The following is a 14408-nucleotide window of genomic DNA, read 5'->3' as shown; positions in this document are numbered from 1 at the left end:
CGACAGGAGCTCAGCGTGCGATCCCTAGTTTGCGGGCATGTTCGTCGCGCGCGATGCCGAGGACATTCCCGTAGAATTCATCGAGCCCCTCCACCCACTTCTTTCCCTCCAAGCGGTAGAGCTTGTATCCCTGCTCCCGAAGGAAGGCCCGTTCTGACAGGGGAGAGCCGACGAAGCCGCTTTCGAAGAGGACGGAGGGACGTGATTTCCCCAAGATGCCTGCCGCGCCCTTCATGACGAGAGTCTCGGCGCCTTCGGCATCGATCTTGATCAAGTCCACCCGATCCAAGTTCTCGCGCGCTGCCAGGGCGTCGACCGTATCCACGGGCACGGTGCGGACTTCCACCGACTCCCGCTCTTCCTGCGATAGCAAGCCGCTGCCGATGTAGTTGCTGTTGTTGGATTCGCAGACCATGAAATCCACGGTGCCTTCCGCGGCCGCCACGGCTTTCTGAAAGCCCTTGATATTGGAGAAGCCGTTCAACTTCACATTCTCGCAGGTCCGCTCGTAGGTCTCAGTGGTGGGCTCGAAGAAAAACACTTTACCCGAGGGGCCGACACGGCGCGCCGCATGCAAGGTGTAAACACCGACATTCGCTCCCACGTCCACGAAGACATCACCCGCCCCTAACAGGGAGAGGGCATCCCGCATCTCCGGCTCGTACTCAAGCCCGCCGACCGAACACCAGAGTCCTTTGCCGCGTTCGAGATTGGCAAGCATGCGGATGCCATGGGTGGCGACGATGGTATTCTTTACCCCTAGGAAGCGGCACGCACAGGACTTCAAGGTTGCCGGCCACAGGGAAGGCGAGGACAGGATGGCCTTCTGGATATCGTTCATGGTGGATGTCTGTTAGATAAATTCGGGTGAAGCGGCGATCTGCCGGTAGGCCGCGCTCACGACGGCGATCTTACTCTGCCATGATTGTTCCCGGGCGCGGGAGATAGCCCCCCCGGAGAGTTGCTCGAGCAACCCCTGCTCGGTGGCAATGCGGATGATCGCGTCGCGGAAGCCGCGGATGCTGGTGTCGGGATCGAGCATCGGCACCTTGATGCCGCACTCTTCCGTCACCGCCACTCCCATCCCGCAGGCGTCGTGACAAATCACCGGGAGAGCTTGGGAAAGCGCTTCGAGCACGACATGGGGCGTACCTTCCTTGAGCGAGCTATGAACCAGCACGTGGCCACGGGCCATCAGTTCCTGCGCCTCGGCATGTCCAACGCTGCCTGCCCAGTGCACCGAAGCAGCGATCCCGAGCGAAGCGGCCATGGCCTTGCATCTTTCCCGCCGGGGACCGTCCCCGATCACCTCCAGCTCCCAAGCCAGTCCGGCCGGGAGTGAAGCAAGGGCCTCGAGCAACAGGTGGAGCGCCTTGCGATCCTCGATGAGGCCGCACCACACCAGGCGCAGGGGCTCGCCGGTATGGAGGCACCTGATCGATGGCGAATCGACAGGGCTCGCACCTGTCTCGATCATCAGCTCGCCTGCGCAGCCCCAGAGATCTTCCACCATTTCCAGATCCTCCCGGGTAACGCACCAGATCTTCGCGGCTGCGCGGGCGGCACGGCGGCTGCGGCCGGGCAGGCGGCTCTGGATCAAATTCAGGAAGTTCCGTGTCAGGTGGCGATAGGCCCCGCCGCCGCCGAAGCCACCGATGTAGTGCCATGGCATCAGGGCAGCCCCGTTGATCGGCCCCCAGACGAAGGGAATCCCCATCTCCCGGAGGTAGCCAGGTTCCCGAAAGCCGATGATGGTGAGGTGATGCACCAGATCGAAGGCCTGCTCCGCATGCAAGCGGCGTGCAAGAGCCAGCACTTCGAGCTGCCATCTACGGTAAGCTTCGTAGTAAAAGAACCACATGCCCGGGAGGGCATGCAGATCGTGAATCTTGCGGGTGAGCCCCTCCGCCTGAATGTGATGGATCGAGAGGCCGGGCGGGAGCCCTTGCTCGCGTTTGTAGCGCTCGATGTCGCGGCCAATCGGGCCATCGGCGGCAAGATCGCCGCAAATGACCGTGACGTCGTGATCCTGCGCCAGGCCCGTGGCGTAGCGCCAGCCCACGGCAGCCTCTCCACCGCGGTAGGGTGAGCAGTAGTAGGCGGAGATGAGGACCCGAAGTCGGCGTGGCATGGCGTCAGGGCTTCCTCGGCTTCGTAGCCAGCTTGCGACGCGCCGCGATCGCCATGCGGTGAATCTCCAGTTCCGAGTCGTCGGCGAAACGCGGGCAAATGGTCCTGGCCGGATTCCCGCCGACCACCATGTAGGGCTCGACATCCTTGGTGACCACGGCTCCGGATGCCACCACCGCCCCTTCACCGATGGTTACGCCGCTCAGGATAATCGCGCCGTAGCCGATCCACACGTCATCCCCCACCACGACCTTCAGGTCCAACCCCTTCCAATCGTAATCGGGATCGCGGATCTGCATCGCGAGGCGCGTGGGCGTGCCGACATGCTGGAAGTGATGGTCGTAGCGCCCGACGAAAGCGACCATGTTCGCCATGATCACATTGTGGCCGATCTCCGCGTCGCACTCGATCTGGCTGTAGCGCCCGATGTAGCAGTTCTCCCCGATCGTGATCTTGTTAGGCGCCCACATGACCACCCGGCGGCCGGCGTGAAAGCCGCGGCCGATGGAGTGCTGGCGCCACGCGACATGGACAAGGAACCAGTCGCGGACACTCTTCAGCCCGCCGAGGATCTGGGGAGGAATTCGCTTCATCGGATCAATCCTTGGAAACCGACCGGAGGATTCCGGAGAAGTCGTTCAACCATCGCTCCGGGGATGCGTTCTCCAGAAGCCACTGGTGCCCTGCCCGGCCCATCTCCAGCCGCCCGTCCGCGCCGAGTTGCTCCATGCGCTCGATATCCGCCGCCAGACGCTCGGGATCGCCCGGCTCGTGAAGGAAACCGGTTACGCCTTCCTGCACCGTTTCAGTCAGGCCTCCCGATGCCGCGGCCACGACGGGGCGGGCAAAGTCATAGGCTTCATAAACGATCAGGCCGAGCGGTTCCCACCAGATGGAAGGAGCAATCAGTGCGCGACAGCCATGAAGCAAATCATCCTTCGGCTTCCCGGAGACGAAGCCCACACAGACCACCTTCTTCATGCGTGCAACCGCGGCGTGGATGCGCGCCTCTTCCGGCCCGGATCCCGCGATGACCAGCCGGGGACAAGCGGCACCGAGCCGTTTCTCCAGAATCTTCCAAGCTTCGAGCATGGTATAGATCCCCTTTTCGGGAACGAGCCGTCCCAGGAAAAGATAGTGACTCCCCATCCGCGCGGGCTCGGGAGTGGCGCGAGGCTTCCAGCAGTGACGCAAGGTCACCACCTTGTCCGCAGGGATGCCGGCGGAAATGAACTTCCCGCGCATGAACTCGGAAACGGCGATCCAGCGCTTCACCACGTCCAGGGTCCCGGAGCCGAGAAGGCGGGATTGATACATGGCGACCAAGAAGGTGCGGAGGAAGGATCGCTCCCACGCGCGGCCGAAGACTTCCGGCCAAGGATTGCCGCGCAGGCCACCGTCATGGACACGACCGTTCACCCACATGGTGCCGGAGGGGCTGAAGGGGCGGAAGTTGTGGATATACTGGACCACGGGCAGGCGGAGCTTCGCCGCCTCGTCATAGAGCCCGAGCGAGCCGACCGGGATGATGTTGTGGAAGAGCAGCAGGTCGGGCCGTGAATTCTCCACGGCAGCCCGCAAGCGATCCCGTGAACCCGGATTATCCCATACCCGCTGGGCCTGTCGCAGCCGGGTGGGCGCACCTTTGCGGGTCCATTCGCTGCTTTGGAAGCGCAGATCGTCCACCGTGAAGCCACGTCCGGAGAAGCGGGAGATCTCGTTCACCCACACTTCTTCCCCACCCGATTCCAAATACTGATTGAAGACCTGCAGGACGCGCGGATTCGCGAGTGCGGCTGCTGGGCTCGGGTTGGGTTCCACGGCGGCGAGCATCGGATCAATCGCCCGTGGCGTCGAGAAGAGTGCGCAGGGTGGAGGCGGCACTGGCCGGGTCCATGTGCACGCCATCCGTGAGGCGGATGGAATCGGGGGGAAGGGCCGCCGCAAGATTCCAGAACGGCAGGTCGCAGCGGCGGGATAGCTCCTCCGGCAGCATGAGGTGGGGGGTCCCCGGCACCGCCCCCGGAGGGAGGATCACGATCAAGATCCTGCTACCGGTGGCGGAAAGGCGTTTCAGGATACCGCTTAGCTCTTCAAGCAAGACCTCCTCGGCCTTGGAGAATGAGGGTGCCTGCCCCTCTACCACGGCGGGACGGGTGGCTACCGCGAAGGGTGGGGCCAAGGCGGCATCGACGCTGCCAAGCTTGCGCTCCATGAGGAGGGTGTAGGCCATGGAAGAGGGTCGGCCGGCCGCGCTCAAGTTCGGCAGCTCCACACCGGTGCGGAACCAGCGCTTCTCCAAGGCTGCAGCCAACTCGGTCTCCCCGGCCCCGATGGCACGGAACAGCGTGTTCCCTTCGATGATGATCCGTGCAGCGCGGGGCACCGTGCCCCGGTCCATCGCTCTCAGGATCTCGACGGCACTGCCACCATCGCAGCCGAGATTGCCCACCCCCTCCACGCCGCGGCTGCGATCCGGAAATCTGCCGGTGATGGAGGAGCCTAGCAGCAGGACCTCCGGGGTGCCGCGGATCCCGCTCTGCAAGCGGGCGACCGACGAGAAGAAGTTCGACTCGCTCTTGGTCGTGCGGCCGCCGGTCCACCGCAGCACGAAGGTCTGCGCGCCGAAGCAGGCGGCAAGGCCCAGTACCAGCGCAGGCCAGTAGGAAGGTCTAAAACTGGAAGTAGATGAAGCCACGCGGCGCACCGGGGTTTGTCACAAGAAGGAAGAGCATCAAAGCATGGATGCTGCCCTCCAACAGGGGATGGGCAAGTTTTCCGGGAAGCCCTGGCCGGTATTCTTTCAGCCAACCCCAGGCATGGTAGAGCAGCACCGGCGTCCCGTAGAACAGCAGCGCAAAGAGCGGGGGGCCTGAAATGGCCCGGCTCCCGCCCGAGACGCCCTCGAAGAAGGCGCGGATGTGAGCCATATCGGGCATCAGGAAGGTCAACCACAGCAAGGTGACCGCGTGAAAGGTGTAGAGCGTGCCAAATGCGGAGCGGAGAGGAGAGGCCGTGCTATCCTCGAGCTTGCCCCGGCGACGGGCGAGGAAGCGCTCCACCGCCAGCAGAAGGCCGTGAAGCGTGCCCCAGAGCGCGAACTTCCATTCCGCGCCGTGCCAAAGGCCGCCGAGAAACATCACCAGGAAGAGATTCACATAGGTGCGACCCTCTCCCTTCCGGTTTCCGCCGAGCGGGATGTAGAGATAGTCCCGCAGCCAAGCCGACAGCGACATGTGCCAACGCCGCCAGAATTCGGTGATACTGCGGGAGAGGTAGGGGAAATCGAAGTTCTCCGGGAAGCGGTAGCCGAACATCGCCGCCAGACCGATGGCGATGAGCGAGTAACCGCCGAAATCCGCGAAGATCTGGAGGCTGTAGGCATACAGCAGCGGCACTACAAAGAAGGGTCCGGAATGCGAGAGTTCCGTGGTGCCGATGGTCAGCAGCGCCGTCTGCTCCGAAAGATTGTCGGCCACGAAGACTTTGAGAAAGTAACCTAGGATCAGAGTCCGGATCACATGCTGCCAAGGGATGTCTTCCAAGCGCTTCGCGGCGATCTGAGGCCAGAATTGCTTCGCCTTGACGATGGGGCCCGCGACCAGCTGTGGGAAGAAGAGGAGATAGAAACCAATATCCCGCACTCCTTTTGCGAAACGTCCGCCGCGCGATAACATCGCATCGCCCTCGCGGGTAACTTCACCCCGGGCCACATCCACGATCATGCTGATGCCATGGAAAGTGTAGAAGGAGATGCCGATCGGTAGAGGGATGCCCTTCACCGCATCCACCCAAGACGGAGGCAGGAAGGGAATCATGCCGACAACGAAGGGCGCGTACTTGAAGACCGCGAGCAGGGCCAAATTCAAGATCACCGCGAGGCGGGTCCAGTACTTCACCCGCACCTCGTCACCCGCGACCTTGTGCAGGATGATCCGTGCGGTGGCGATGCTATTGCCCACACAGGAGATCGCCAGCAGCACGATGAGGCGTGGATCCTCCCAGCCGTAGAAGACCACGCTCGCCGCCAAGGCGAGTGTGACCTGCCATGCCTTACCATGGCGCCCGCGCGACCAAGGCGCGTAGTACAGCGCAAAGGTGACCGCTAGAAGGACGGCGAATTCCCAAGAGTTAAAGAGCATCGGGGGAGCTAAGCAAAAAAGGGATAGCCCGGTCCGGCAGACCGGGTGTAGGCATCGTGTGAAAGGGAGAAATCAAGCTCCGATAAACGCAAATTTACGCAGATTTCCGGGGGTCCAGCGGACACTGCGTCAGCATGGCTTGTCTATTTTCATTACGAAGAGCGAAGGATCGAGAGGCCGCTTGCACAAGAAAGAATGCGGTGGTTCTTTGTCGAGGATGGCGCCGGTTTTGTTCCCCAAGAAGCATTCCCGATTCGACCTTTCGGCAGTTCCGATTCTCACTTCTCTCCTCGGGGCGGTGGCGATGGGCGGGCCGGTGGTATGGAACGACGCGTCCCATACCAAAGTGGCCTGCACGGGTGCGAGCATCACGTGGGGCTACTGGGATGACCTGATCATGCAGGGCAAGTCCTACCCCGACCAGCTCCAACAGCTGTTAGGCCAAGGGTATACGGTTAGAAACTACGGGGTTAGTAGCATGACAGCGGGTCGCTACCCGAATTACGAGCACCGGGCTTACTATCACACGGGGGAGCAAGTGGGATGTGTCCAATGGAGGCCGAACATCGTGATCGCCGGGCTGGGGGTCAACGATTGCAACGCTCTATGGGCCGATCCCGTCCGCTACGAGCAAGGCTACCGGGAACTGGCGGCGGCATGGCGCTCGCCCGGCCAGAATCCCGACATCTGGATCTGGAACCGCTTTACTCCGGATTTCCGCGGGCCCGTGGGCGTAGCCGGTTTCCCCGGCAACGTTTTCGGCCCGAAGTATGTGTTCAACACCGACGACAATGGAATGGCCGCGAAGCGGGGTGCGGTGCAGAACCGGGTGGACAGCTTCGCGCCTGATCTGGGAGCAGGCACCATCGATGTCTACTCGCAGCTTGCGATTCATCCCGAGTGGTCGGGAGATGGGCTTCACGTGACGGGGGACGGGCTCAGGCGTTTGAGCGAGTTGGTCTACGTGAAAGCGTGGGAAGATCTGGCGAAATCCCGCACTCCCGTATTGGCCGAAGTCTGCCCCACCCCCGGCAGCGATTCCCCGCGGGATGAGACCAACTCGAACTACCCGTGGGTCGAGATCTACAATCCCTACCCGCAAGGCGTGTGCCTGGACGGTCTGGCTATCGACAAGGGGGCGGGGACGCCGCAGTTCGTGTTCGCGCAGTCGACGGTTTTGTTCCCCGGAGAGCGCCGGGTCATCTTCCTCTCCGGCAAGAATCTCACGCAGCCGACCAAGCCGATTCATGCGAATTTTTCGGTGACGGGATCCGAGGGCCAGATCCGCCTGCTCTCCAGAACCGGCACGGTGGTGGATACGATGGGCTGGCGGAATTGGTATGTGCAGGGCTCGCTGGGTCGGGCCGATGGATCGGAGATCCGGGCCGTGGGGATCTCCTCCCCGCACCGGCGTCTGGTCACTTCCACTCCTCATCCCAACTGGTTTCTACCAGGTTTCGATGATTCGTCGTGGACGACCGGGACCGGAGGAACCGGGTTCGAGTTCCCCGTGCGTCCAGAGGGTCAGTTTGGCATGAGATGGGAATGCAACGGCCTGAACTCCGGCTACTGGCAGGTATTGAACGGAGCCGGAGCCTGGACTTCCGGTGGAGGAGCGATCGAGGCTGATGGCCAAGGCCCTTCGCTCTCCCTAAAGGGCGGCCATTGGATCGAGGGAGTGGATTCCTCCTGGACCGTGGAAGCCCGGATCAAACTGAGAAGTCCCGCAGAGGGGACCAACGACGGATTCATGATCCGTGCAGGCACCCAAAACGTCGGAGGGGGCTACGGGATCCTGTGGATCGAACCGGGCCGTGTCCTTTTCGGAAACATCAAGTCCATCGCCAACACTCTCTCCACTGCCGCAAACGACGACGACTATCATGTCTTCCGCGTGGCCTATCACGCGCCGACCCGGCGCTTCTTCGTGTGGCGGGATGGCGTGCAGATCACTTGCCAGGAAGGTGGTCAAAAGAAGGATACATCCCGGTTCAACTGGCTCACTCTTGGTGCCCTCACCGGCACCCAGAACATGGCGGCGTCCCTCGATTATGTGAGCGTCGACAGGAACGGTGCGTTTGCCCCGGCTGGCCCGGCCTCGCATGTTCCCGTGGGGAATGAATCGCAACAAGCGCTGACCAATGATTCCATTGCTCCTCACGCCAACGGAAGCGCCTCCACCCTCGTGCGGATTCCTTTCCAGAACAATGTCACCGGAATCGCTGCGATCAAACTCGGGGTCCAGTTCGACGATGGATTCCGTGCTTGGATCAACGGAGCGCCGGTTGCTTCATGCAATGCACCGAGCTCCGGCCTGACCGCAACGCAAGCCCGTGACGATGCTCGCGGGATTGATACGGTGACTCTCGATCTGAGCGAGTACATCCCTATCCTGCAGCAGGGGACGAATGTTCTGGCCCTGCAAGCGCTCGACTCGAACGTCTCCGACGGGCGCTGCTTCATCCGGGGCACCCTCGACATTCGGCAAATCGCAGAGACGAGCGGGCGCTACTATTCCCCGGTGACCGCCGGACAGACGAATGGAGCAGGTGCCGTGCTCCCGGCACAAGGCTGGCTTCTGCAACCGGATTCACCGCCGACGGGTAGCCTGCCCCTGACACTGAGGGATGATACCGATGGCGATGGGAACTCGAATCTCCTCGAGCACATGCAGGGCACCAATCCGTCCGTTTATGATTCCGCCGGCCTCACGGTCGGGCCCGCTACGGTGAATTTCAAATGGCGAAACAATCCGGAAGTCGGTTGGCGGTTGATGGAGTGCGTGGACGGAGTGAATTGGAGACCCGCGCGCACACAGGGCGCGCCTACATCAACGCCCTCCGGCACATCAGGAATGCTGGATGTCTCTCAACCGGTATTGACCACGGTCGGAATCACGTTCCGTTTGGCAGCGGTCGAACAGCCTAGCTTGGAAAACTGGCGTCTCCAGTACTTCACCGCGACCGAGATCAATGCGGGAACTCTCGTCAATCCCGCTGCCGATCCGGATCAAGACGGACTCCCGAACTTCCTAGAGTTTGCGATCGCGAGTAATCCGAGATCGGGTGAGAAGGACTTCTACGGAACCGTGAATCCGGGAGGGATGATCGGGGTCCCCGACATTGGCACGGGACGAGGCACCCTCTGGTTTCTGGAACGAAGCGGAAATCTCCAGAACTGGCAGGGAGTGGCCAATCCGATACTAAACTGCAAGATCGACCCGCGATCCGGTCGATATCTGATTCTCGCAACGGCACCCGGACTGCAGAGCAAGGAATACATCCGCGCGAGATTCCTTCCAAGCAACTGAGGGCGCCAAAGCGATTTATCGTCCCCCGGAGATCAGCACCAGCAGACGGGGAAAGTAACCCCGGATGAGATGATGAGCGACCAAGGCCAAAACGAAGAATAGCACCGCAAGCCCGAAGAAATACGGCAGGTATCCGATCTTACCCTCCACCCGCGGATAGAGAAAGCGCGCGACGGCAAAGAATGGAACATTCGCGGCGAAAACGATAAAGGAGGCGCTCGAGTGGCGGGCCATGAACTCGGCAATGCGCGGGAAGGAACGATGGATGTAGCAGCCCGTGAGAAGGATGCCCATGGCGCCTACCGAGACGCCGCCGAAGCGGGATGGAGTCAGGTGCCAGATGGAATGCACCACTCCCAGCGAGAGGCACAGAAGGAGGCCCAGACCGAGGTTCGGGAATAGCTTTCCGAAGATTCCTTTGGGCAGATAGCTGAGCAACATCCCGATGCCAAAGTAGCCGAAAGAAGAAGGACGAGGGCAACCGCGCTCCATCCACTCCAAGGGGATCTCGGGAAGGATGATAAGAGAGATCGAAGGCACCAAGAGCCATGGGCCCAGCTTTCTCAGCAAAGGAGCAAGCAGGGAGGCGAGGATCAGGTCGCGGATGAACCAAAGTGGCCCGTTGGCCGGCATGAAGAAGATACCCGTGAGTTTCCCCAAAGCCGCGCCAGTCGTCAGGACCGGCTCACTGGAGAAGGAAGCTCCCGCCCGTAGCGCCACCCAGAGCATTGCCAGGCTTACTCCGTTCCAGAAGAGATAAGGGATCCCCAAGCCTTTGATCCTGCTCGAGACGAAACCGCCCGCGGAAGCACCCGGCTTCGCAAGAGAGCGTGCCGCGAAACAGCCTGCCAGGAAGAAGAAGAAAGGCACGCGCCCCCATAGCGACAGATTCCCCACGATCAGCCAGGGAGGGTTCCCGCCGATATCCGGGCCTCCGGCCATGGAGTAGGACTCCCCCGCATGGAATAGCACGATCAGGAATGCCGCGCACAGACGGGCGATGTCGATCGATGGATCCCGCTTCGCTGCAAGGGCAGCGGTAGAGGTCGACAGAGGCTTGGTGCCGTGGGTCGGCAATGTAACTGATGAACTCAAGGCCGGTGAAACCGCAAAAATGCGGAAAAGTCCCGCGGCTCAAGCAAAATGTCTTTTCAAGGAAAGACAGGGCTTCTCCAAGAGATGCCAGCTAAGCCAAGCGAGAAGGAAAGTCAGAGGCACCGCTACGGCTCCCGTAAGCAAGGCGGCTGGCCAGATCATGCCATTCCACGCCGGGAAGGACCCTTGGAAAATCCACTCTTTGCAGAGGAGGAGGACGGGGTAATGGAAGACGTAGAGAGCATAAGAAAGCTTCCCGGAAAGCCGGACGAAGGATGTGCACAAGACACCATGGAACAGCCCGCTGGATCTCTGGAGGATCAGAAGCAGGAAGATGGCGAATGCGAGATCCACGGCCGGAAAGCCCAGCAGATTCCCCAAATGCGAGGAACGTGTGCGCCCGACGACGAGAAACACCGAGGCCGCAATGCCCGCAAGAGGAAGGAGCCGTGGCAGCCAGCGGCCCCACGCAGGAGACTCCCGGTAGGATCGGTCCAATCCGTATACCAAGGCTCCCCACAACAATGCGTCAAAGCGCAAGTGGGATGCGTGATAGCCAAGATCCGGCGTCCAGTAGCCGGTTTTGATACTGAGGATACGAAGAGCCGCGACGAGAAGAATCCCGCAGACACAGAGGGGGATCAAGGCCCTCCGGAACGGAAGCAGGAACAAGGGCCAGATGAGATAGAAATGGATCTCGACGCAGAGGGACCAGAAATGCCCCAGGTTCCCGGGTGCGGACTCATGGGAGTAGTGGTAGTTCATGAAGCCCAGCCAGAACGAGCGGGCACCGGGACCATCGAGAGTCCTGTAGGATTCAAAACCTTCCCAAGGGATGGCCGGGAACACCACGAGGAAGAGCAGGAGTGATACGAGATAAAGGGGAAGGATCCTCAGCGAGCGGCGCAGGTAGAAGTGCCCGATCGAAGGGCTCCCGGGTGTTTCCAGAAGACTCTTGGTGATCAGGAAACCGGAGAGGAGGAAGAGAAGGTCCACGCCCGTCCATAGAGGGCGGGTGGCACGTTCGATCAACACGTCGACCTTGTGGGCCGGGGCCGGCAGCAGGAGAACGTGGTGCAAAAGCACCATGAGGATGGAGATACCGCGCACCCCATCCAGAACGGCAAGGGTCGGGCGCACTTCATGCGTGGCGGCCGATTGGGGCTCCGCCAGGGGAAGGGTTTTTTCGAGGTTCATCGGGGAGGGAGGAGACCTGTAGTTGTGCTCTAGGATTTCATGAATGGATCTGACGAATAGGACGAGAATAGGATCGAAGTGAATCAATATGACAGCACCTACGCCTCAAGGGAAGATCGGATCAGGTCTGCATAGTGGCGCGCCATGGCGCCGTCGGTGAATTTCCCGAGTGCACGCTCGCGCAGTGCCTGGCCTAGCTGGAGAGCCTCCGCCCGGTGCGATGCGATCCAAGCGAGCTTGGCCGCGAATTCTTCCGGGGTGGTGGCGTAAAGGGGATAGTCTTCGCCCAGTGCTTCGCGGTTGCCTTCCAAGGGAGTAATGACAATCGGCACTGCATGCATCATCGCCTCCAACAACGAGAGGTCGAAGACGACAACCACGGGCGTATGTAAGAATACGTCCGCTTCGGCGAGGCTGGCCCTCACTTCAGCTTGAGGCTTGAGGCCCGCGAAATCAATACGGTTGGTGATTCCGGCCGCCTCCGATTGAGCGAGCAGGGACTCGGTGAGCTCGGTTCTATTGCCGTAGTTCAACAAGGTCCAATCGACACCGCCTTCCGTCGCCAAGCGCAGCGCCTTCAGCATCTGGTCGAGACCTTTTTCCCGGACGTGGTGGGCCACGGAGATGATGCGGAGAGAGGAGGAAGCGGGACGGGAGGGAGGAGCTTCACAAACCGCGACTCCATTGTAGGTGATCGCGGCCTTGCGTTCGGCGATCTCCTTGAGATGCGGATTTTTCTCCGTGAAAAGATTCAAGGCTCCACGGCTCGGAAAGACGACCCGGTCGGTATCCCGGAAGTTGAAACCCACACACCACTCGATGAAGCGGGCCCGCCACCCGAAGTGGCCGGTTTCCTCCGCCAACTCGTGATGTCGCCCGCCCTTGCTATGCTCACTATGGATGGCGACAATGTTCTCCCCCGCTCCGATGCTGACCAAGGGCCATAGATAGTAGGGTGCGAAGCTGAGAATCACGAGACGATCATATCGTCGCGCGATCTGACGAAGCCTGAATGCCTGCCAAACGAAGAGCGGTGCTCCGTGCTTGGCACCGGTATCGAGGGCCGACAGGAAATCATCGAGGGACCCTCCTTCCTCCGGCAGAAGCTTCTCTGCCATCCCGCAGAGCAAGATGTGATCCACGGACAAGGGCTCCAAGGGCTTCCCCCAAGTGGCAGAAAGGTAGTTGTAGGCCACGCCCAAGCCGCCGCCTCCGCGGGAAGGCTTGCCCTTGCAAACGTAAACAACGGCGGTCTTCTTCATGGTCTGTTAGAGTGCCGATCGGGCAGGAAAGACCGGACGGCTCAGACCGGCAGCCGAAGCTTCCATCCACGTCCCCGCAAAGTCCAAAGCCTCGCCGATCACCTGGTGCATGTCCATGTAGCGGTAGGTGGCCAAGCGCCCCAAGAAGGAGACTCCGGGCTGCTCCCGGGCGAGGGCTGCATAGTTGGCAAGGAGCTCCTTGTCCGGAGCCAGGCGCTTGGGATAGTAGGGGATGTCTGTGGCTTCCGTTTCCTTGCTGTATTCCACGAATGCCAAGGTGGAGTCGTGTTTCTCCCAAGGCGCGAAGTGCTTGTGCTCGTGGACCCGGGTGTGGGCCAGCTTGGCATCGGGGTAATTCATCACCGCCACCCCTTGGAAGTCCCCCGTGGCTTCTTGTTTCTCCCAGAATACCGTGCGGTAAGAAAGACGCCCCAGACGGTGACCGAAGAACTCATCCAAGGGACCGGTGTAGAAGACGTGGTCGAACTCTCCGGCCATTGCGGGATCGAAAGAAGTCCCCAAGCGAACCTCGATGTTCTCGTGGGCGAGGATATTGGCGATGACGGCGGTATAGCCTTCGGCAGGAATTCCCTGCAGAGGGCTGTTGTAGTAGTTGTCGTCATAGTTGAAGCGGACCGGGAGCCGGGAGAGGATGGCGGCCGGCAGCTCCCGCGGCTCACATCCCCATTGCTTGCGGGTGTAGCCGTAGAAGAAGGCTTCGTATAGTTCGCGCCCGATGAATTTCAGCGCCTGTTCTTCGAAGTTGGCAGGCTCGCCGATGCTGCGCTCCGCCTTCGATTCGATGAACTCGCGCGCTTGCGACGGAGATAGCTTGGTGCCGAAGAACTGGTTGATCGTGTGCAGATTGACCGGCAGGGAGAAGATCCCCCGGTCGATGCTGGCCTTCACGCGGTTGATGAAGGGCCGGAACTCGCCGAAGCGATTCACGTAGTTCCAGACGTCGATACGATCGGTATGGAAGATATGCGGCCCGTAGCGGTGAACCATGATGCCGCTGGCTGCATCCCTTTCGGTATGACAGTTCCCGGCGATGTGATCCCGGGAATCGATCACAAGGCTCTTGATGCCGCCCAGATCCGCAAACTGGCGGGCGAGAACTGCTCCGGAGAATCCGGCTCCGACGATGAGAACGCGTTTGGCCATGATGATATCTTTCAAGCTTTGATGCTGCCCGCGAGGAACAAGGGATGATGCACAAGCCAAGTGAACCTGATGGATGAAGGGTGCATTTTCATCGGGGGATCTTGCGGA

The 14408-nt window shown here is 61.0% G+C and carries 11 protein-coding genes; 1 reads left to right on the top strand and 10 read right to left on the bottom strand.

Annotated features, from left to right (window positions below; translation table 11 throughout):
• Positions 1-10 precede the first annotated feature (10 nt).
• Genes OJ996_RS03830 through OJ996_RS03800 form a run of 6 tightly spaced genes read right to left on the bottom strand, consistent with a single transcriptional unit; the run spans position 11 to position 6272 of the window.
• Positions 11-841: an FkbM family methyltransferase gene (locus OJ996_RS03830; RefSeq protein ID WP_264511347.1), complete on the bottom strand. Its 831-nt coding sequence runs from the start codon at positions 839-841 to the stop codon at positions 11-13.
• 12 nt (positions 842-853) lie between these two features.
• Positions 854-2131 carry a glycosyltransferase family 4 protein gene (locus tag OJ996_RS03825; RefSeq protein ID WP_264511345.1) on the bottom strand — a complete coding sequence of 426 codons (1278 nt, stop codon included), beginning with the start codon at positions 2129-2131 and terminating at the stop codon, positions 854-856.
• Between the two features lie 4 nt (positions 2132-2135).
• Positions 2136-2723 (bottom strand): acyltransferase, encoded by a 588-nt coding sequence (locus OJ996_RS26345; RefSeq protein WP_319800683.1) that lies wholly within the window; start codon positions 2721-2723, stop codon positions 2136-2138.
• 4 nt (positions 2724-2727) lie between these two features.
• The gene (locus OJ996_RS03810; RefSeq protein WP_264511343.1) at positions 2728-3951 is read right to left on the bottom strand and encodes a glycosyltransferase; all 1224 of its coding nucleotides are present in this window, start codon (positions 3949-3951) and stop codon (positions 2728-2730) included.
• A gap of 16 nt (positions 3952-3967) precedes the next feature.
• A complete protein-coding gene (locus OJ996_RS03805; RefSeq protein WP_264511341.1) occupies positions 3968-4828 on the bottom strand; it encodes a hypothetical protein in 861 nt (286 codons plus the stop codon).
• Positions 4803-6272, bottom strand: coding sequence for an MBOAT family O-acyltransferase (locus tag OJ996_RS03800; RefSeq protein ID WP_264511339.1), 1470 nt, complete (start codon positions 6270-6272; stop codon positions 4803-4805). The genes OJ996_RS03805 and OJ996_RS03800 overlap by 26 nt, the downstream gene beginning before the upstream one ends.
• Before the next feature lie 217 nt (positions 6273-6489).
• Between OJ996_RS03800 and OJ996_RS03795 the strand changes: the two genes are divergently transcribed.
• Complete coding sequence (locus tag OJ996_RS03795; RefSeq protein WP_264511337.1) at positions 6490-9582, top strand: GDSL-type esterase/lipase family protein; 3093 nt, start codon at positions 6490-6492, stop codon at positions 9580-9582.
• Between the two features lie 15 nt (positions 9583-9597).
• Here the strand turns inward: OJ996_RS03795 and OJ996_RS03790 are convergent, their stop codons facing one another.
• From OJ996_RS03790 to OJ996_RS03775, 4 genes are all read right to left on the bottom strand, one after another.
• Complete coding sequence (locus tag OJ996_RS03790; RefSeq protein WP_264511335.1) at positions 9598-10677, bottom strand: acyltransferase family protein; 1080 nt, start codon at positions 10675-10677, stop codon at positions 9598-9600.
• Between the two features lie 39 nt (positions 10678-10716).
• A complete protein-coding gene (locus OJ996_RS03785) occupies positions 10717-11874 on the bottom strand; it encodes an acyltransferase family protein (RefSeq protein WP_264511332.1) in 1158 nt (385 codons plus the stop codon).
• A gap of 98 nt (positions 11875-11972) precedes the next feature.
• A complete protein-coding gene (locus OJ996_RS03780) occupies positions 11973-13136 on the bottom strand; it encodes a glycosyltransferase family 4 protein (protein WP_264511330.1) in 1164 nt (387 codons plus the stop codon).
• Positions 13137-13142: 6 nt separating this feature from the next.
• Positions 13143-14300 (bottom strand): UDP-galactopyranose/dTDP-fucopyranose mutase family protein, encoded by a 1158-nt coding sequence (locus tag OJ996_RS03775; protein ID WP_264511327.1) that lies wholly within the window; start codon positions 14298-14300, stop codon positions 13143-13145.
• Between the last annotated feature and the right edge of the window lie 108 nt (positions 14301-14408).

Source organism: Luteolibacter rhizosphaerae (assembly GCF_025950095.1).
Lineage (GTDB): Bacteria > Verrucomicrobiota > Verrucomicrobiia > Verrucomicrobiales > Akkermansiaceae > Haloferula > Haloferula rhizosphaerae.
This window is presented reverse-complemented; position numbering and strand designations above follow the sequence as displayed.